Raw genomic sequence first — 19383 nt, 5'->3', positions numbered from 1 at the left:
GCTCCTCAGCCCGCGGGCGCCGGACCGGCGGGCACCGGCCCCGGCGCCATCGACCGCAGGCACGCGATGAGGCTGCGGGCCTGCATGTTCAGGTAGTGGCTGTGCCGGAGCAGCCCGGTGAGCTGGTGCAGGGTCATCCAGCGGTAGTCGTCCAGCTCGCCGATGATCTCGTCGATCTCGTCGCCGACCTCGATGACGAGGTAGCGGTTCTGGGCGTGGTGGAACCGCCCGCCCTCCTCCGACAGCAGGACGTCGTAGCGGACCCGGCCGGGGTCCGCCGACTGGACGTAGTCCAGGAACGGCGGGCGGATCTCGGGCGGCAGGTCCTTGTAGTTGCCCGGGTTGAAGTGGACGGTCGGCGACAGCTCCAGCAGGTCCACGTAGCCCGGCTCGACCCAGGCGTGCACGAGCACGTGCAGCACCCCGTCGATGGGCCGGGCGAGGAACGCCACGATGCCGTGGCCGGTGGGCCGCAGCAGCGGCTGCGTCCACCCCCGGACCTCCCGGGTGCTCGCCTCCACGTTGACGGCGATGACGTCGAAGTACCGTCCCTCGTCGTGACTGATCGTCGTGTCCGTGCGGTGCCAGCGCTCCACCCGCCGCAGCGGGACGCGCTCGACCGTGACGGTGTGCCGGGCCTTCGCCGACGTCAGCCAGTCCAGCAGGTCGCCGACCGGGTGCAGGGGGCGGGCGTCGGGCGCGAACGACCGCGCGAGGGCCGCGCGGAAGCCGTCCCCCTCGATCCCGCCGGACGCGCGGTCGGGCAGGACGAGCGGAAGGTGCGCCATGACCGACCGGCTGTCCATGTTGAGGACGTTCGGCTCGTGCAGCAGCTCGTACAGGACGTCGAGCGGCACCCAGCGGAAGTCCTCGTCGGCCGGGACGTCGCCCTCCACCTCGACGATCATGTTGCGGTTCCGCTTGCGGAAGAACCAGGAGCCCTGCTCGGACTGCAGGACGTCGATGAGCATGCGCGACGGCGCCTGCCCGGTGAAGTACTCCAGGTACTTCACGCTGTTCCCCGCGTGCACCCGCGTGTAGTTGCTGCGCGTCGCCTGCACGGTCGGCGAGAGCTGGAGCGTGTTGACGTTGCCCGGCTCCATCTTCGCCTGCATCAGCGCCTCCCAGCCGCGGGCCGTGCGGCGCAGCGCGATCCCGACGATGCCGAGTTCGGGCTGCACCATGATCGGCTGCGACCAGGCGGTGACCGGGCCGAGTTCGGAGCGGACCGAGACGCCCTCCACCGAGAAGAACCGGCCGCTGTCGTGCCGCAGGTTCCCGGTGTCGGGGTCGAAGCCCCAGCCGCGCGTCTCCTGGAACGGGATGGGCGTCACCTCGAACGAGCCGGCCCCTCGACGCTCGTCGAACCAGGCCGTGAACTCGGCGGCGGACCGCACTCCTTGGGATGGACCTACCGTCAGCTTGGGCATGCCGTCATCGTCCGGAACGGCTCTCGAAGACCGCTCGACCCGGAATCGAGCCTCCCCGGCGACGCTGACGGCGGAAAGGAGCCTCATGGACGAGATCCGGTTCGGTGTGCTGGGCTGCGCGGACATCGCCGCGCGCAAGACGATCCCGGCGATCGCGGCGGCGGGGCACCGCGTCACCGCGGTCGCGAGCCGCGACGGCGCGCGGGCGGAGCGGTTCGCCACGCGGTTCGGGGCCGCGGGCGTCGCCGGGTACGCGGCGCTGCTCGACCGCGGCGACGTCGACGCGGTGTACGTGCCGCTGCCGCTGTCGATGCACGCGGAGTGGACGGCGGCGGCGCTGCGCGCGGGCAAGCACGTGCTGGTGGAGAAGTCGCTGACCGGCGACGCCGGCACCGCCCGCGACCTCGTGGCGCTGGCCCGCGGGCGCGGGCTGCTGCTGATGGAGAACTTCGCGTTCCTGCACCACGCGCAGCACGACGCGGTCCGCCGCCTCATCGCCGACGGCGCGATCGGCGAGGTCCGGTCGGTGACCGCCGAGTTCGGCATCCCGCCGGGCCCGCCGGACGCCGTCCGGTACGACCCGGCGCTCGGCGGCGGGTGCCTGCTGGAGACCGGCACCTACCCGGTGCGGGCCGCGCAGCTGTTCCTCGGGCCGGACGCCGAGGTCGCGGGCGCGGCGCTGCGCCGCGACGACCGCGGCATCGACGTCGACGGGGCCGCGCTCCTGCGCGACGGCGCGGGCGTCACCGCGCACTGCACGTTCGGTTTCGACCACCACTACCGCTGCGCCTACGCCGTGTGGGGGTCGGCGGGGCGGATCGCGCTCGACTGGGCGTTCACGCCGCCGCCGACCGTCCGGCCCGTGCTGCGGCTGGAGCGCCGGGACCTCCGCGAGGAGCGGGTGCTGGACGCCGACGACCAGTTCCGGGGCATGGTGAGCGCGTTCGCGGCGGCCGTCCGCACCGGGGAGCACGCCCCGCACGGCGCGGCGATCGAGCGGCAGGCGCGGCTGCTGGAGGACGTCCGGACGCGGGCGGGCGGGACGCGAGCGGAACGATAGCCGTCCTTGAGCCGCCGGGCGCACGCTGGCGGGCATGTCGAAGGTAGAGAGGGTCCCGGCGGCCGCGCCCGCCGGGACGGTCATCGCCGCCCTGGAACGGGACGGCGTCGTCATCGTCGAGGACCTGCTGGACCCGGACCTGCTCGCCCGGTTCAACGCCGAACTGGACCCGGTGCTCGAGGCCGCCGCCCCCGGGCACGACGCGGCGTTCATCAACGAGAGCGTCGCGGCGTTCTTCGGGGAGCGCACCCGGCACGTCACCGGGGTGGCGGGACGGTCGCGCGTGTTCGCCTCCGAGGTGCTCGTCCATCCGGTGCTGCTCGCCATCGCCGACCACGTGCTGCTCCCGGCGTGCGCGAGCTACCTGCTGAACGTCGCCCACGTCCTCGACCGGGGGCCGGGCGCCGAACGGCAGTGGACGCACCGCGACGAGATCGTGTGGTCCCATCTGCCCTCCCCGCACCCGGAGATCGAGCTGTCGACCGTGATCGCGCTGAGCGAGTTCACCGCGGCGAACGGCGCCACGGTCGTCGCGCCCGGCAGCCACCGGTGGCCGGAGGGCCGCGAACCGTCCGAGGACGAGCTGGTCGCCGCCGAGATGGCGCCCGGCTCGGCGGTCGTCTACTACGGCTCGACCGTCCACGCGGGCGGCGGCAACACCACCGCGGACCGGTGGCGGCGCGGCATGCACATGAGCTACGTCGCCGGGTGGCTGCGCACCGAGGAGAACCACTACCTGAGCGTCCCGCCGGACCTGGCCCGCGGCCTGCCGCGCCGCGCCCAGGAGCTGCTCGGCTACGGCGCGCACGACGCGCTGGCGTCCGGCGGCGGCTTCCTCGGCGCCCACGAGCTGCGCGACCCCCTCGACGCGCTGGCGGCCGGCCGCCTCTGATCCGCGGGGCCGGGCGCGGTCAGGCGTCCGGGGACGGGGCGGGGGCGCGGTCGCGGCGGCGCCACAGGGAGCCGGGCCACCACACGACCGGGCCCGCGTCCCGGACGAGCGCGGGCACCAGCAGCGAGCGGACCACCAGCGTGTCGAGCAGGACGCCGAACGCGACGATGAACGCGATCTGGACGAGGAACGCGAGCGGGATGACCACGAGGGCGGCGAACGTCGCGGCGAGCACCACGCCCGCCGAGGTGATGACGCCGCCGGTGGCGGTCAGCCCGCGCAGCACGCCCTCGCGCGGCCCGTGCCGCAGCGACTCCTCCCGGACCCGCGTCATCAGGAAGATGTTGTAGTCGACGCCCAGGGCGACGAGGAAGACGAACCCGTACAGCGGCACCGAGGCGTCCGTGCCGGTGAAGCCGAGCACGTGCCGGAAGACGAGCGCGGCCACCCCGAGCGTCGCGAGGTAGTTGAGCGCGACCGTCGCGACCAGCAGCAGCGGCATCAGCAGCGAGCGGAGCAGGACGACCAGGATCACCACGATGATCGCGAGCACGACGGGGACGATCACCGTCCGGTCGTGCTGCGCCGCGGCCTGGGTGTCGACCTGCTGGGCGGTGTAGCCGCCGACGAGGGTGCCGTCGATGCCGTGCAGGTTGCCGCGCAGCCGCTCGACGGCGTCCCGCGCGGCCTCGCTGTCGGCGGCGTCGCTCAGCGTGACGTCCACCAGCGCGCGGCCGTCCACCACGAGCGGCTCGCCGGCGCCCGGGCGCCCCTCGGTCCGCGGCGCCGCGCCGAACACGCCGTCGGTGCGCTCGGCCGCGGCCACGACCTGCCGCACCGCGGCGGCGTCGGTGAGCACGACGGCGGGGTTGCCCTGGCCGCCGGGGAAGTGCTCGTCCAGGACCTCCTGGGCGGTCACCGACGGGGCCCCGCCGACGAACGTCTCGCTCAGCGGCACGCCGTCGGAGCGCAGTTGCGGCATGAAGGCCGCGCACGCGATCAGCACGATCAGGGAGCCGGCCCAGAGGCGGCGCGGCCGGTGGTCCACCAGGCGGGCGACGCGCTCCCAGACGGGGTGGGCGGAACGGCCGGTGTGCGGCTTCGCCGGCCAGTAGGCCGCGGGCCCCAGCAGGGCGAGGACGGCGGGCAGGAAAGTGAGGGCGCTGAGCAGCGCGCAGCCGATGCCGATGGCGCCGACCGGCCCGAGCGCCTGGTTGTTGGACAGGTCGCTGAGCAGGAGCGCGAGCAGCCCGGCGGCCACGGTCCCGGCGCTGGCGGCGATCGCCCCGGCCGACCCGCGCCACGCGGCCAGCACGCCGGGCAGCCGTCCCGTGCCGGCGGCGAGTTCCTCGCGGTAGCGGGAGGACAGCAGCAGCGCGTAGTCGGTGCAGGCGCCGATCACCAGGATGAACAGGATGCCCTGCACCTGCCCGTCGACCGTCACGACGTCCCGCCGGGCGAGCCCGTACACGATCGCGCACGCCAGCGCGAGGGCGAACACCGAGCCGAGGATGATCACCAGGGGCAGCAGCACGCTGCGGTACACCACGAGCAGGATCACCAGCACGACCCCGACGGCGACGCCGAGCAGCAGGACGTCGATCCCGGCGAAGGCGTCGCCGAGGTCGGCCTGCGTCGCGGCGGGCCCGCCGACGTACGCGCTGGTCCCGGGCACCCGCTCCGCGGCGTCGCGGATGCGGTCGACGGTGTCGGCGACGTGGTCGCCGGCGTCGGCCGGGATCTGCACGACGGCCTGCATGGCGGCGCCGTCCTCGGCGGGGATCGGCGGCGACGGCTCGCCCGCGATGTACGGGGCGCCGCGCAGGGAGCCGAGCGCCGCCGCGGCCGCGGTCCGCTGCTCGGGCGTGACGCCGCCGTCCCCGGCCGTCCAGACGACGATCGCGGGGAACGTCCGGTCGCGCTCGAAGGCGGCCTGCTCCTCCAGGACCCGCGTGGACTCGGCGCTGGTCGGCAGGAAGGACGACTGGTCGTTCGTCGAGACCTCTCCGAGCTTGCCCGCGAACGGCCCGAACACGCCGCCGACGACGAGCCAGGCGAGCAGGAGCAGTGCGGGGACGGACCAGCGTGCGGCTCGTGGTGCGGGCATTTCCGTTCCTGGGGTCGCGGGACCGGGCGGGCGCGGACGCGCTCCGCTCGGCGAGGGCACACGGAAAGTTACCTCAATAATTGAGATAACGCTATTCTGGGGAGCGTGTCCTCGCCCACCTCCCCGCGCCCGGCCGGCCCGCCGCCGGATCCCGGCACCGACCTGCGCACCCTCGCGGAGCTCCTCCGCCGGATGAACGCCGAACTCGGCCGCGCCACCCGCGACTTCGCCCGCGCGCAGGGCCTGCACCAGTCCGACGTGCAGGCGCTGGCCGCGCTCCTCGACGGCATCGCCACCACGCCCGGCGAGCTGCAGCGGCACCTCGCCCTCACGTCCGGGGCGATCAGCGCGTGCCTCCGGCGGCTGGAGCGCGGCGGCCACATCGAGCGGGTCCGCGACCCGGACGACGCGCGGATCGTCCGGCTCCGGTACACCGAGTCCGGGCGCGCCCTCGCCCGCGAGCACTTCCGGCCGCTCGCCCGCACGACCGAGGACGTCCGCCGCGGCTTCGACGAGACCGAACTGCACACGATCGTCCGGTTCCTCACGGAGCTGTCCCACGGGCTCGGCGACGACCGGCATGCTCCCTAGCGCGGGGCGCCGGGTCTCCCGATCGTCGGTCGCGTCTCGGACGGGCCGACGGTATCGGCGGTCCGCCCCCTGATCGATATCCGATGGTTCGGAACTGCCCAGAAAACAGGCGGTTATTCGTGGGCCATTTCAGGAAAAGGCACGACGCGGCATCTATGCAGGTCAGAAGCCATTTCGACCGCCAAATTGCGTAGGCTCGCGGCGTTCAGCAAACTGGCGTCGAAGATCTCCCGCCCCCCGACCGTGCGCGAATGCGCACTTCAAGGAGACGTTCCTCGGTGAAGTTCAGCTACGCCATGCTCCCCGACCACCCGGTCGCGGAGTCGCTGGCCTCCATCAAGCTCGCCGACGAGCTCGGCTTCCACGCGGTGTACGCGGCCGACGAGCCGTGGCACAAGGACCTGTGGCTGCTGTTCGCCGCCGCCGCGGCGAGCACCTCGCAGATCCGCATGGGCCCGTCGGTGTCCGCGGTCACCCTGCGCGAGCCGTCCCTGATCGCGCAGGCCGCCGCGACCCTCGACGAGCTCACCGGCGGCCGCGCCGAGGTCGTCCTCGGCAGCGGCAACTTCGGGGTGCTCGCCCAGTACAAGATCGACTGGGCGCGGACGAAGCCGCTCACCCGGGTGAAGGAGGCCGTCGCGGTCGTCCGGACCCTGCTGGACGAGGGCACCATCACCCGCGACGGCGAGTTCTACTCCTACGACGGGCTGTTCACCTTCGCCCGCCCCGTCCAGGAGCGGCTGCCCGTGAAGATCGGCGCGATGCGCGGGCCGAAGTCGTTCGAGGCGGCCGGCGAGCTGTCCGACGGCGTGCACCACGCGCTCAGCTACTCGCGCGGCGCCTACGAGTACGCGGTCGAGCACTTCCGGGCGGGCGCCGAGCGCGCGGGCAAGGACTGGCGGTCGCTGGACGTCGGAGCCTGGGTGGTGTTCGCGGTCGGTCCGGACTCGGCGGCGGCGAAGGAGGCGGCCCGCAGCATGGTCGGGCTGTACGCGTCGGCGATGCCGCCCGAGCAGCTCGAGCGCAACGGCGTCGACCCGGCGGACATGGCCCCGATCATCGAGGCCATCGGCGCGGGCGACCTCGCCAAGGGCATCGAGCTGACCACGCCCGAGATCACCGAGAAGCTGTCCCTGGCGGGCACCCCGGACGAGGTCCGCGCCCGCATCGAGAGCGACATCGCCCCGACCGGGGTCAACCACATGATCTGCGCGATCACGGACCCCGTCCTGGTGAAGTCCTTCACCGGCCGCGACCTCACCGGCGTCCCCGGCGTGGACGGCCAGCTCCGCCTGATCCACGAGCACCTGATGCCCGCGTTCGCGTGACCGCGGGCCCCGGTGCCGGCACCGGCACCGGGGCTCCGGGTCCTCCTCCGGCGGCGTGCGCCGGAGGAGGGTCCCGAGGGCGGGCGGCCGGTCAGGCGAACCGCCGGCCGGGGGCGGCGGCCAGCGCGCCGAGGTCGACGGGGCCGCCCGTCCGGAGACCTGCGGCGTCGACGGCGCGCCGGACGGTCTCGCCGGCCTCGTCGAAGTGGGCCTGCTCGAGCTCGAAGGTCGGGCTGGCGTGGCACCCCTCCTCGGCGAGGACCGGGTCCGGGTGCGGGTTGCGGTACATCCACCGGGCCCGGTCGCGCAGTTCGAGCATGGTGGGTACGGCCAGCGCCATGTGGCGCGGGCGGCCGTTGAAGGCCGAGTGCAGGAAACCGAGCAGCTTCGCGTAGCAGGTGTTGAACTCGACGGCCTCCCGGTAGACGGCGCTCGTCGCCTCGTACTCCCGGTAGTCCTCCACCTTCGAGTCCCCGTGGATGGGGTAGGTCTCGTCCCAGTCGACGTCCAGCAGCGGGCCGCTGGGCGGGGTGGACGGGAGGTCGTGCGGCCCGTAGCTCCGCCCGGTGTAGATCTCGTTGAACCGGAAGTAGTGGGCGAGCTGGCGCTGCTCCCCGAAGACGCGGTCGTCGTCGGTGAAGATCGTGTCGTCGGTGCCCTCCCCCTGGTCGCCGATCACCTCGATCGCCTTCAGCGCCGCGGGAAGGCCGGTGACGGCGAACGCCTCGCCGCCGGAGTTGTAGAAGTCCTCGGGGCCGACCTGCCTGCGGGCGTCGCCGGTGAAGACCGCCGCCGGTCCGTGCGCGTCGACGAGGGCGACCAAGCCGCGCCGGATCGCGTCGTAGAACTGGCCGATGGACGTCCACCCGGGATCGCCGCCGGGGTCCGGGAGGAGCGACCGGGGCTTCTCGATCCGCAGGAACGTCTCGAGCGCCTCCGGGGAGAAGTGCCGCAGCCCGATGTCCGGGATCGTCCCGCTGCTGAACGGCAGCCTGGCCGGGTACTCGGAGACGAACTCGGGATGCGCCACGTTCGGCTCGCCGCCGACCGCGTTGAGCAGGTTCGCGGCCAGCGTCATGTGCAGCATCTCCTCCAGCACGACGCCGCGGAGGGTGAAGGAGGCCCGGCGGTTCGTCCCCGCGCGGATCGTGTACATCCCGGTCATGTAGACGGGGATCGTGAGGTGCTCCACCTCGATGGCGGCCTGCAGGTACGTCCGCAGCTCCGGGACGGTCTCGGGGATCTTGAAGCCCTGGGCGTGCAGGGCGCGGGCGGTGATCACGATGTCGCCTCCTGCCGGGCGGCGGGGTCCCGCGGGGCCGGGCCCCGCACGGCGACGGGCCGGTGCAGGTCGGCCAGCTGCCGGTCGATGCGGTCGGCGCTGCGCAGCGCCAGCGCCGCCATGGTGACCGTGGGGTTGCTGGTGCCGATGGACGGCATCGAGCCGCAGCCCGCGGCGTAGAGGTTGGGGTGGTCGTGGGTGCGCTGGTAGGAGTCCACGACCGAGGTGTTCGGGTCGGTGCCCATGATGTGGGTGCCGGCGCCGTGGCCGGCGCCGCGGTACGCCAGGTGCACCTCCCGGCCGCCGTAGGTGCGGGTCAGGTGGCCGATGGGCGGGACGCCGTCCTGCGGGCGGTAGGTGGTGAAGTCGGTCGCGCCGAGCCGCGCGAAGATCGCGCGGGCCACGTGCCGGGCCGCGACCATGCCGTCGCGGACGTGGCCGTCGAGGTCGTAGGCGACGACCGGGCGGGGGTTGCCCATGGGGTCCCGGTACCGGCGCGGGTCGATCGTGACGCGGTTGGCCGGGTCGGCGGACTGCTCGATCGCGATCTGCAGCTGGAGCTGCCGCCCGATCACCGAGCCCAGCAGCCGGCGCAGCTCGGGCCCGAACGTGCGGTCCGGCCGCACCTCGCCGTCCGCCGTGCCGCCGACGCCCAGCGCGGCGGCGACGTTGCTCATCGGCGCCCCGGTCGCCCAGCTCCACCCCCAGTTGCTCAGCTCGATCCGGAACGGGGCCCGCGCGCGGCGGGCGTCGCCGAAGCGGAACACCTCCACGCCGGACGTGTGGCCGGGACCGCGGTAGGGGCCGACGGGGCCGTCCGCCTCGGCGCCGAGCGCCCACGCCAGCATGGTGGGGTGGTCCATCAGGTTCCGGCCGACCTGGCCGCTGGTGGCGGCGAGTTCGGAGAACAGCAGCAGGCGGGCGTTCTCGACGGCGTGCGCGGCGAGCACGACGATGTCGGCCTCCGCGGTGTACGGCTCGCTGACCGGCGTGGCCGGGTCGCCGTAGGAGCGGTACTCCACGCCCCGGACCGTCCCGCCGCGCCCCCGGAGCACACGCGTGACGACGGAGCGCGTCGCGAGGGTCACGTTGCCGCCGAACCCCGCCTGCACCCGTAGCGGGGACGACTTCGCCTGGACCGGGCAGATCGGGACGCAACTGGCGTTGCCCACGCAGCGCTCGCCGTAGTTCGGCAGCCCGGACGCACCCGCGGGCCGGTACCCCCGGCCGCCGTCGTACGCCGGGTCGGGAGTGCTGTTGCGGGCCTGCGGCAGGGCGGTCACCCGCAGCTCGCCGGCCTGCCCGCCCACCGGTTCCGTGACGACGTGGCCGTCGAGCCGCTCGGCGCAGTAGCGGTCGATGTAGCTGGGCGGGACGGTGTGCATCGGGTAGACGTACGCGGGGTCGCCCACCACGCCGAGCCGGCGCTGCTCCGCGGCGTCCCCCGCCACGCCCATCTCCCGCTCGGCCCGTGCGTAGTAGGGCTGCAGGTCCGCGGCGGTGAGGGGCCAGTCGCGCCCGTAGCCGTACGCGGTCCGCACGCGGAAGTCGTCGGGGTGCATGCGCGGGACGGCGCCCAGCCAGTGCATGCCCGCGCCGCCGAGCGCGCGCAGGTAGTCGGTGCCGTAGGGAAGCGGGCCCTCCTGGACGAAGTACCCGTCCGCCGTGAACTCCTTCCCGCCGGGTTCCGCGGCGCGGACCGGCGCCATGTCCAGGACGTCGGGGGACGGCACGGCCTTGTTGGGGCGGTACGCCGAGTTCGGCACCTTCGCGACGGCCGAGTAGAACGTGTCGAGGGAGTCCAGGTAGCCGGGCCAGGTCTCGGTGCCGCCGCCGCCGGCCTCCAGGACCAGCACGTCCCAGCCCTTCTCGCCGAGCCGCCGGGCGATGAGGCTGCCGGCCCAGCCGGCTCCGACGACGACGGCGTCGTAGTGGCGGCGGGCCGCCGCCGCGGGCGGCACGGTCGGTGGCGCCGTCATGTGTCGTCTCCCGGCATCTCGTCTCCCGGCATCTCGTCTCCCGGCGCGTCGGCCGCGGTCGGGACGGTGGACGGTGCGGTGCCGCGCGCGAGCGGCGGGCCGGGGAGCTTGGCGGCGGGCACCGCCTCCCCGGCGGCTCCCTCGGCGGCCTCTTCGGCGGCCTCTTCGGGGGGCGCGTCCGTCCCCGCCTCGCGCCGCAGTTCGGCGAGCGTGCGCGGGCGCGGCGGACGCACGCTCCACGTCCCGTACCCGGGCGGCGCGGCCCCGGCAGGATGTCCGTCGAACGTGCGCCACACCAGGCCCTCGGTGTAGGCCGCGGGGGCGGCGACGAACTCGACGTTGGCCTTCTCCCGCCGCAGGGCGGCGTGCGCGGCCGGCGCCATCCGCGGCCACGCGCCCGTGTACCAGAGGTAGGTCACCGCGCGGGCGATCTCCAGGTGCGTCGGGGAGAGCGCCTCCGGTCCCCCGCCCGCCTCGACGGCGGCGGCCCACGCGCGCAGGAACCCGGCGAAGTGCTCCTCCCCCACCTGCGCGCGGGCGGTGTCCAGATAGAGCTCCGCCATGCCGGTCCCGTAGAGGTCGTACTCGGCGAAGCCGGTGAGGGGTACGCACGATCGGACGAACTCGCGCGCGTCCGCGGAGATGGCCATGTCGCCCCGCCTTCTCGCTCGATCATCTCGGACACGTTCCGAAGATCAGCCTAGAGTCGCCGATCGACTACCTAAAGTCACATTCCCCTTGCCTGGCGGCTGCACATGCGGTTCCCACACCCGCCCGCACCCTCGCACCTGCGGAGACGAAGACGCACCTTGTCGACTCCCCGGACGCCGGTCGCAGGACCGGACGAGCTGGAGGGCCGGCCCGGTGTCCATGGTGTCCTGGGCCGTGGTGCCGCAGTGCACCCGCCCGTCACCGTGCGGGCGGGGGATCCATCGCGTTTCGCGATCAATCCGATGAACAACATGTGTTGGACTCATCGATAGCCCGTCCCCGAGGCTGGCGGCATGACGACGAGATCCCATCCGGGCGGGGCGCTGCCGCGCGGGCTGCTCCTGCTCATGTCGACGGCGACCGGGCTGGCGGTCGCGGGCAACTACTTCGCGCAGCCGCTGCTCGACCTGATCGCCCGCGAACTGGCGATCGGGACCTCCCTCGCGGCGCTGGTCGTGACCGCCGCGCAGAGCGGGTACGCGCTGGGGCTGGTCCTGCTCGTCCCGCTCGGCGACCTGCTGGAGCGGCGGCGGCTGGCGGTGTCGCTGTACGCGGCGACCGCGCTGTTCCTGCTGGTGTCGGCCGCCGCCCCCAACGGCACGGTGCTGCTGGCGAGCACGGCGCTGACCGCGCTGACCTCGGTCGGCGCGCAGGTCGTGGTGCCGTTCGCGGCGACGCTGGCCGCCCCGGCCGAGCGCGGCCGGGTGGTCGGGACGGTGATGACCGGCCTGATGCTCGGGCTGCTGCTGGCGCGCACCGCGTCCGGAGCGCTGTCGGAGCTGGGCGGCTGGCGGACGGTCTACTGGGTGAGCGCGATTCTGATGGCGCTGATGGCCGTGCTGCTGCACCGCTTCCTGCCCCGGCTCGGCGGCGGCGGCGAACGGCCGTCCTACCCGGGGCTGCTGCGCTCGACGGCCGCGATGTTCCGGTACGAGCCCCTGCTGCGGTGGCGGGCGGGCATGGCCGCGCTGAGCCTCGCCTCGTTCAGCGTGCTGTGGACGGCGCTGACGTTCCTGCTGGTGCGGGCGCCGTACGGCTGGTCGGAGCCGGCCATCGGCCTGTTCGGGCTGGTCGGCGCCGCCGGTGCGCTGACCGCCACGGTGGCGGGACGGCTGGCCGACCGCGGGCACGTCCAGCGGGTCTCCGGCGCCGGCGCCCTCCTCCTGCTGGCCGCCTGGCCGCTCATCGCCGCCGGGGCGGACGCGCTCGCCTGGCTGCTCGCGGGCGTGATCGTCCTGGACCTGGCGCACCAGGCGGTGCTGAACAGCGGCCAGAACGTCCTGTACGCGCTGCGGCCCGAGGCCCGCAACCGCATCAACTCCGCGTTCATGACCTCCATGTTCCTGGGCGGCGCTGCGGGCTCCGCGCTGACCTCGGCGATCTGGGTGCACGGCGGCTGGACCGGCGTGTGCGCCCTCGGCACCGCGCTGTCCGCCGGCACCGTCGTGCTCTGGGTCCTGGAGCGCCTCACCGTCCGCCGGGCCGCCGCCGCGAAACCGGAGAGCGATCCGACCCGCGTCCCCGCCCTCACCGCCACCGCCGAAGGAGAATGAGCGTGCCGCGCACCGTACTTATCACCGGAGCGACCGGAACCGTGTCCACCGCGCTGCTGGACGCGCTCGCGGGGGCCGGCGTGCGCCTGCGCGCGCTCGTCCGCGACCCGGCCGGGGCGGACGGCCCGCGGGCGCGGGGGGCCGAGGTCGTCGCCGGCGATCTCGGCGACCCCCGGTCCCTGCAGCGCGCCTTCGAGGGCGTGCAGGACGTGTGGCTGCTCGTCCCGAACGGGCCTCGCGCCCCGGAGCACAGCTCGAACGCGGTGTGGGCCGCGCGGCGGGCCGGCGCCGAACGCGTCGTGCGCCTGTCCGTCGTCGGCGCGGCGCACGACGCGCCGAACCGCAGCGGCAGGCTGCACGCGCTGTCCGACCGCGAGACCGAGCGGTGCGGCATGCGCTGGACGATCCTGCGGCCGCACTGGTTCATGCAGAACCTGCTGAACGAGGCGGCCGACATCGCCGCCACGGGCCGGTTCTCCCTGAACATGGCGTCGGCGCGGGTCGGCATGATCGACGCCCGCGACATCGCCGAGTGCGCCGCCCGCGTGCTCCTGGACGACCCGGACCGCCACCACGGCGAGACGTACACGCTCACCGGCCCGAGCCCGCTGACGTTCGACGAGGTCGCCGAGCGGGCGGGCCGCGCCCTCGGCCGGCCCGTCGCGTACGTGCCGGTCGGCGACGACGCCAAGCGGAAGACCCTGCTCGGCCACGGGGTCCCGGTCTGGATCGTGGACATGCTCGAGGAGTACGCGCGGGCGTACGCCTCCGGCTGGGGCGACTTCGCCACCGGCACGGCCGCCGAGCTGCTCGGCCGTCCCCCGCGCGACGTCGCGGACTTCGTCCGCGACCACGCGGCGGCGTTCGGCGGGACCGGGCTCGGCTGAGGGCGGCCCTCCGCGGGCGGTGCGCGGGCGGCCGTCCAGGGCGGTCAGCCGTCCAGCAGGCCGCGCATGCGCTCGATCTCGGCCGCCTGGGTGGACTGGACGTCGCGGGCCATCTCCTGGACCGTGACGTCCGTCCCCTTGTCCAGGACGTCGTCGACCATCGTGATCGCGCCCTGGTGGTGGGTGATCATCAGCTGCAGGAAGAGCTCGTCGAACGCCGCGCCGGTCGAGCCCCGCAGCCGCTCGAGCTGCCGCGGCGTGGCCATCCCCGCCATGTTCCCGGCGGTGTGCCGCCCGCCGTGGCCGTCGCCGTGCGCCTTCAGGACGGCCTCGGGGTTCTCGTCGAGCCACGAGCGCATCGCGTCGATCTCGACCTTCTGCGCCGCCTCGATGCGGGAGGCCAGCGACCGCACCCGCTCGTCGGACGCCCGGGACGGCGCCAGCCCGGACATCTCGAGCGCCTGCGCGTGGTGCGGGATCATCATCTGGACGAACCGGACCTCGGCCGCCGTCGGCGGCGCCGCCTCGCTCGGGCCCGCGACCCGGGTCTCGTTCGGGTCGCCCGGACGGTCCGGGACCAGCACGGTCCGCTTCGGCGCCGGCTCGGGCCCGTCCTCGCCGCCGAAGAACGCCACGGCCCCGGCGGCCAGCAGGACCACCGCGCACGCCACCAAGATCCGTTGCCGCATCGAACCTCCCGATTCCAGCCCGAACCGTACCCACTGAGTGGTCAGTACCAAAAGGTCGTTTGATCTCTAGAGGCTTACATTTGCGTTCAGACCTAGGCATGGACTCCAAATCACTAGATACTCCGGGAGATCAGATCCTGTACACCGGGGGCGTGTAGACAAAGGAGTCATGGGGTGGCGCAAGTTCCCAAGCGAAGAACCGGACGCAGAACCCTCTTCGGCACCGTTTCGGCCCTCCTGCTGGTGATGTCGGCCGTGCTCGTCCCGTCGGCCTCGGCCGACGGCGCTCCGGGCCGGGACGACATCGACAAGAGCCGGAACATGCATCTCGTGGCGAACATCCCCAAGCAGGGGCCGCTCGCCGCTCCCAACGCCTACGGCTCGGACTGGGCCTTCCAGGGCCGCTACGCCTTCGGCGGCAACTACGAGGGCTTCACGGTCTACGACATCAGCCGGCCCACGCGGCCGAAGGTCGTCACGGTCGTGCACTGCCCGGGTTCCCAGAACGACGTGTCGATCTCGGGGAACCTGCTGTTCCTGTCGACGGACAGCTCGCGGAGCGACGACTCGTGCCGGTCCGTGCCCAAGCCCGCGACCGAGAAGTCGGCGTGGGAGGGCATCAAGATCTTCGACATCAGCGACGTGCGCAACCCGCGCTACGTCAAGGCCGTCGAGACCAAGTGCGGCTCCCACACCAACACCCTCGTCCCGGGCAAGCGGGGCACGGCGTACATCTACGTGTCCTCGTACTCCCCGAGCGACACGTATCCGGACTGCCGGACCCCGCACGACCTCATCTCGGTCGTGAAGGTCCCGCTGAAGAATCCGCGCGCGGCGCACGTGGTGGCCGAGCCGGTGCTGTTCCCGGACGGCGGCAACCCCGGTGACCCGCCGGGTACGCCGTGGCCGAACGAGACCCGCGCCACGTCCGGCTGCCACGACCTCACCGCCTACCCGGACAAGGACCTGATGGCCGGGGCCTGCATGGGCGACGGCGTGCTGTTCGACATCTCCGACCCGGTCAGGCCGCGCACCATCACCACCGTGCGCGACGACGAGAACTTCGCGTTCTGGCACTCGGCGACGTTCAACAACCGCGCCAACAAGATCGTCTTCACCGACGAGCTGGGCGGCGGTTCCGCCGCCACCTGCAACGCCGAGGTGGGCCCGGAGAAGGGCGCCAACGCGATCTACGACATCGTCGGCAAGGGCGACAAGCGGAAACTGAAGTTCCGCAGCTACTTCAAGATCCCGCGCCACAACACCGACAGCGAGAACTGCGTGGCCCACAACGGCTCGCTGATCCCGGTGAAGGGCAAGGACATCATGGTGCAGTCCTGGTACCAGGGCGGCATCTCGGTCATGGACTTCACCGACTCGCGGAACCCGAAGGAGATCGCCCACTTCGACCGCGGCCCGTGGGCGGACGACCTGAGCGTCCTGGCCGGGACGTGGTCGACGTACTACTACAACGGCTACATCTACTCCAACGGCATCCAGCGGGGCCTGGACGTCATCGACATCCGCGACCGCCGCACCGACAAGGCCAAGCGGGTCCGGCTCGACGAGCTGAACGCCCAGTCGCAGCCGAACTACTTCGACTGACCTGACGGGACGGGTCCCCGGCCTCGCCGAGCACGGCTCGGCGGGGGCGGGGACCGTTTCGCGTCCGGGGACGGCCCGGGCGGGCCGCCCCGTCCGCCTCGTTCGTCCGGCTCGCCCGTCCGGCTCAGCCGTCCGCCTTGCGGGGCCCGGTGAAGCCGAACAGGTACCCGGCGACCTTGCGCATCTGGATCTCCTCGGCGCCCTCGGTGATCCGGTAGCGCCGGTGGTGGCGGTAGATGTGCTCGAACGGCGTGTGCCGCGTGTAGCCGAGGCCGCCGTGCACCTGCATCGCGCGGTCGGCCGCCTCGCAGACGAACCGGTTGGCGCGGTAGTTGCACATCGACACCCGGTCGCTGATCTCCATGTGCGGGAGGCGGTCCAGCTCCCACGCGGTCTTGCGGACCAGGCCGCGGAGCATCTCCGCCTCGGTCTGCAGCTCCACCAGGGGCCACTGGATCGCCTGCCGCGTCGCCAGCGGGCGGCCGAACGTGGTGCGCCGCCGCGCGTACTCGACGCTGCGGTCGATGCAGTACTGCCCGGCGCCCACACCGGACGCGGCCTGCCGGATGCGGTTCTCGTGCACGAACGTCTGGGCGACGGCGAGGCCCTCGCCCTCCGCGCCGAAGACCGCCGAGTCCGGGACCCGGACGTCGCGCAGGGTGACCTCGGCGTGGTCGGTGGGCATGTTGAGCGTCCACCAGTGGAAGTCGACCGACAGGCCCGGGGTGTCGACCGGGACGATGAAGGCCGTGATGCCGCGCGCGTCGCCGGGCTTCCCGGACGTCCGGGCGAAGACCACGTCGTGGGTGGCGGCGTGCATGCCGGAGTTGAAGCGCTTGGCGCCGTTGATCACCCAGTCGCCGCCGGTGCGGACGGCCGCGGTCTCCATCCACGTCGCGTCGCTGCCGTGGTCGGGTTCGGTGAGCCCGAAGCCGACCCGCTTCCCGCCGGTCAGCATCGGCTCCAGGAACTCCTGCCGCTGCTCGGCGGAGCCGTACTCCAGCATCATGTGGACGAACGGGAAGTTGCCCACGACGGAGGACTCGTTCTGCAGGTCGTTGTGCAGGCCGATCCCCCTGTGCGCGAGGTGCTCGCGGATCACCGCCATGTCGAGGTTGGTGCCGTCCGAGCCGCCCGCCTCCTTCGGCAGGCCGTAGCGCAGCCAGCCCGCGGCGTCGGCGCGCCGGAACATCTCGCCCAGCAGCTCCTCCCACTCGGGGCGCGGAACGCCGCCGTTCTCGAAGTCGGTGCGGGCGTACTCGCGGCGGTGGTCGAAGAACCGCTGGTTGTCGTCCCGCTCCTGGAGCGGCGCGATCTCCCGGTCGATGAAGTCGTCGAGGTCGGCCAGCAGGCGGGTCAGCTTGCCGGGCAGCGCGAAATCCACAAGTCCTCCTGAACGCTCGTTCAACCAGCATGGCACCGGCCGCAGCGCCGAGCCAAGAGGAGAGCACGGATGCGCGAGATCCGCTACGCGGTGGACGCCGGGGTCGCGACGCAGGCCGTCGATCGCCGAGGCGTCCCCGTTCGCGCCGGCCCGGACCAAGCGGCTGGTCGTGGAGGGGGCGGCGGCCGGGCTGCGGGACCACGTCCGGGCCACCGGCGAGGCGCTGGCCGAGTGCTTCGGCTCCGCGGACCACGCCGAGGGCGTCGCGGCGTTCCCGGAGAAGCGGCCGCCCCGCTTCACCGGCCGGTGACGCCGGAGCCGTCCCCCGGGTCGCGCGGGAGCCCGGGCCGGTGGCCGACCGTGTCGAGGGCCATCCGCCGGTAGACCGCGGCGACCTCGTCGGGCGTCATCGGCCCCGACTCCCGGAACCAGGTCGCCACCGCCGTGCAGGCGGTGACGATCATCCGGGCGGCCTCCTTGGGGTGCGGGGTGGCGAACGCCCCGCGCACCACCCCGTCCCGGACGACCCGGTCGAACATCCGCTGCTGGGTGTCCCGCTTGGAGATGATCAGCCGCCGGGCCTGCTCGGTGAGGCTGCGCAGCTCGGTGTTGCCGAGCAGGCTCTCGCGGCGGAACCGGGTGTGCGCCAGCACGTGCTGCCCGACGATCGCGCGCAGCCGGTCGGCCGGGTCGTCCCCGGCGTGGAACAGCGCCTCCTCGGTGCTCTCCACCAGCCGGTCCATGCCGCGGTCGAGGATGGTCAGCAGGAGGTCGTGCTTGGAGCCGAAGTGGTGGTAGATCAGGCCGGGGCTCACCCCGGCCGCCTCGGCCAGGTCGCGCACCGAGGTGCCGTGGTAGCCGTGCCGGGCCATGACGTCCACCGCCGCCATGATGATCGCCTCGGCGGCGGGGTCGCCGCCCGCCACCAGCGCGTTGCTCGGCACGCGGCCCGTGCCCGGCCGCGGCCGCTCGCCCTTCCCCGCTGCGCTCACGCCGCCTCCCGCTCCTCGAGCGCCATCCTATCGAGCCCGAACGATCGTTCAGTTCGTCTACAGGAAGGGTCGGCGAGCGAAAGTCAAGCCTTCTGAGGGCCCTGTGATTTTACGCACCGCGACGAACGTTCACTTGAACGGTCGTTTAGCAACGGTCGGACGGGCGCGCCCCGGGCGACGCCGCCGGGCCCGGGTCACGACACGGTTCCGCGGGTCTCGCCGGGTCCGGCGGAGGAGGCCTTGAGGCGGGCGGCGAGCGCCGCGGCCTGGGTGCGGCGGTTCATGCCGAGCTTCGCGAAGATGGTGGAGATGTAGTTCTTGACCGTCTTCTCGGCGAGGAAGAGGCGCTCGCCGATCTGCCGGTTGGTGAGGCCCTCCCCGATGAGCTCCAGGATGTGGCGCTCCTGCTCGGTGAGGCCGTTGAGCGGGTCCTTCTTCTCCTGCCGGTCGCGGATCCGCCGCAGCATGCGGGCGGTGCTGCGCGGGTCGAGCAGCGACTGCCCGGCGGCGACGGTGCGGACGGCGCCGACGAGGTCGGACCCGTGGATCTGCTTGAGGACGTACCCGGACGCTCCGGCCATGACGGCGTCGAAGAGCGCCTCCTCGTCGTCGAAGGAGGTGAGGATGAGGCACGCGGGCGCGTCCTCCCGGGACCGGATGTCCCGGCAGACGCCGACGCCGTCGCCGTCCGGGAGGCGGACGTCCAGCACCGCCACGTCGGGCCGGGCCGCGGGGATCCGCGCCAGCGCCTCGGCGGCCGTCCCCGCCTCGCCGACGATCTCGATGTCGTCCTCGGCGGTCAGCAGCGCCGCGACGCCGCGCCGGACCACCTCGTGGTCGTCCAGCAGGAACACCCGGATCGTCCCCGCGCCCTCGGGCTCCTGGCCGGTCAT

General features: G+C 73.4%; 17 protein-coding genes. 8 read left to right on the top strand and 9 right to left on the bottom strand.

All coding sequences use genetic code 11. The features are described from left to right. Positions 1–5 precede the first annotated feature (5 nt). Positions 6–1430 (bottom strand): NDP-hexose 2,3-dehydratase family protein, encoded by a 1425-nt coding sequence (locus H505_RS40445; RefSeq protein WP_051300403.1) that lies wholly within the window; start codon positions 1428–1430, stop codon positions 6–8. Between the two features lie 85 nt (positions 1431–1515). On the opposite strand from H505_RS40445, the gene H505_RS0107845 reads away from it, so the two are divergent. Next, the gene (locus H505_RS0107845; RefSeq protein WP_026401547.1) at positions 1516–2490 is read left to right on the top strand and encodes a Gfo/Idh/MocA family protein; all 975 of its coding nucleotides are present in this window, start codon (positions 1516–1518) and stop codon (positions 2488–2490) included. Between the two features lie 34 nt (positions 2491–2524). Next, positions 2525–3382, top strand: coding sequence for a phytanoyl-CoA dioxygenase family protein (locus tag H505_RS0107840; protein WP_026401546.1), 858 nt, complete (start codon positions 2525–2527; stop codon positions 3380–3382). Between the two features lie 19 nt (positions 3383–3401). Here H505_RS0107840 and H505_RS40440 read toward each other — a convergent pair whose 3' ends face one another. Next, positions 3402–5489 carry an MMPL family transporter gene (locus H505_RS40440; protein WP_034517039.1) on the bottom strand — a complete coding sequence of 696 codons (2088 nt, stop codon included), beginning with the start codon at positions 5487–5489 and terminating at the stop codon, positions 3402–3404. A 105-nt stretch (positions 5490–5594) separates the two neighbouring features. On the opposite strand from H505_RS40440, the gene H505_RS0107830 reads away from it, so the two are divergent. Both H505_RS0107830 and H505_RS0107825 read left to right on the top strand, forming a co-directional pair. Further along, positions 5595–6080 (top strand): MarR family winged helix-turn-helix transcriptional regulator, encoded by a 486-nt coding sequence (locus H505_RS0107830; RefSeq protein WP_064743530.1) that lies wholly within the window; start codon positions 5595–5597, stop codon positions 6078–6080. Between the two features lie 278 nt (positions 6081–6358). Next, complete coding sequence (locus H505_RS0107825; RefSeq protein WP_026401544.1) at positions 6359–7408, top strand: LLM class flavin-dependent oxidoreductase; 1050 nt, start codon at positions 6359–6361, stop codon at positions 7406–7408. 91 nt (positions 7409–7499) lie between these two features. On the opposite strand, the gene H505_RS0107820 is transcribed toward H505_RS0107825, so the two are convergent. From H505_RS0107820 to H505_RS0107810, 3 genes are read right to left on the bottom strand one after another with little or no spacing between them, the layout of a single operon-like run. Then, the gene (locus H505_RS0107820) at positions 7500–8690 is read right to left on the bottom strand and encodes a ferritin-like domain-containing protein (RefSeq protein ID WP_026401543.1); all 1191 of its coding nucleotides are present in this window, start codon (positions 8688–8690) and stop codon (positions 7500–7502) included. Continuing rightward, positions 8687–10669 (bottom strand): GMC family oxidoreductase, encoded by a 1983-nt coding sequence (locus H505_RS0107815; RefSeq protein ID WP_026401542.1) that lies wholly within the window; start codon positions 10667–10669, stop codon positions 8687–8689. The genes H505_RS0107820 and H505_RS0107815 overlap by 4 nt, the downstream gene beginning before the upstream one ends. Beyond that, positions 10666–11319: a hypothetical protein gene (locus H505_RS0107810; RefSeq protein ID WP_026401541.1), complete on the bottom strand. Its 654-nt coding sequence runs from the start codon at positions 11317–11319 to the stop codon at positions 10666–10668. The genes H505_RS0107815 and H505_RS0107810 overlap by 4 nt, the downstream gene beginning before the upstream one ends. A gap of 354 nt (positions 11320–11673) precedes the next feature. Between H505_RS0107810 and H505_RS40435 the strand changes: the two genes are divergently transcribed. Both H505_RS40435 and H505_RS0107800 read left to right on the top strand, forming a co-directional pair. After that, positions 11674–12933: an MFS transporter gene (locus H505_RS40435; protein ID WP_211238418.1), complete on the top strand. Its 1260-nt coding sequence runs from the start codon at positions 11674–11676 to the stop codon at positions 12931–12933. Between the two features lie 2 nt (positions 12934–12935). Then, a complete protein-coding gene (locus H505_RS0107800) occupies positions 12936–13820 on the top strand; it encodes an SDR family oxidoreductase (RefSeq protein WP_026401540.1) in 885 nt (294 codons plus the stop codon). Between the two features lie 44 nt (positions 13821–13864). On the opposite strand, the gene H505_RS0107795 is transcribed toward H505_RS0107800, so the two are convergent. Continuing rightward, complete coding sequence (locus H505_RS0107795) at positions 13865–14509, bottom strand: DUF305 domain-containing protein (RefSeq protein ID WP_026401539.1); 645 nt, start codon at positions 14507–14509, stop codon at positions 13865–13867. Between the two features lie 174 nt (positions 14510–14683). On the opposite strand from H505_RS0107795, the gene H505_RS0107790 reads away from it, so the two are divergent. Next, a complete protein-coding gene (locus tag H505_RS0107790) occupies positions 14684–16114 on the top strand; it encodes an LVIVD repeat-containing protein (RefSeq protein WP_169528804.1) in 1431 nt (476 codons plus the stop codon). Between the two features lie 124 nt (positions 16115–16238). Here the strand turns inward: H505_RS0107790 and H505_RS0107785 are convergent, their stop codons facing one another. Continuing rightward, on the bottom strand, positions 16239–17498 hold the full coding sequence (locus H505_RS0107785) for an acyl-CoA dehydrogenase family protein (protein ID WP_026401537.1): 1260 nt from the start codon (positions 17496–17498) through the stop codon (positions 16239–16241). 169 nt (positions 17499–17667) lie between these two features. Between H505_RS0107785 and H505_RS49735 the strand changes: the two genes are divergently transcribed. Beyond that, on the top strand, positions 17668–17808 hold the full coding sequence (locus H505_RS49735) for a hypothetical protein (protein ID WP_157432938.1): 141 nt from the start codon (positions 17668–17670) through the stop codon (positions 17806–17808). Here H505_RS49735 and H505_RS40430 read toward each other — a convergent pair. Then, positions 17795–18490: a TetR/AcrR family transcriptional regulator gene (locus H505_RS40430; RefSeq protein ID WP_051300400.1), complete on the bottom strand. Its 696-nt coding sequence runs from the start codon at positions 18488–18490 to the stop codon at positions 17795–17797. The genes H505_RS49735 and H505_RS40430 overlap by 14 nt on opposite strands. Before the next feature lie 194 nt (positions 18491–18684). After that, positions 18685–19383 (bottom strand): response regulator transcription factor, encoded by a 699-nt coding sequence (locus tag H505_RS0107770; RefSeq protein WP_026401536.1) that lies wholly within the window; start codon positions 19381–19383, stop codon positions 18685–18687.

Origin of the sequence: Actinomadura rifamycini DSM 43936, assembly GCF_000425065.1 — a bacterium.
Lineage (GTDB): Bacteria > Actinomycetota > Actinomycetes > Streptosporangiales > Streptosporangiaceae > Spirillospora > Spirillospora rifamycini.
This window is presented reverse-complemented; position numbering and strand designations above follow the sequence as displayed.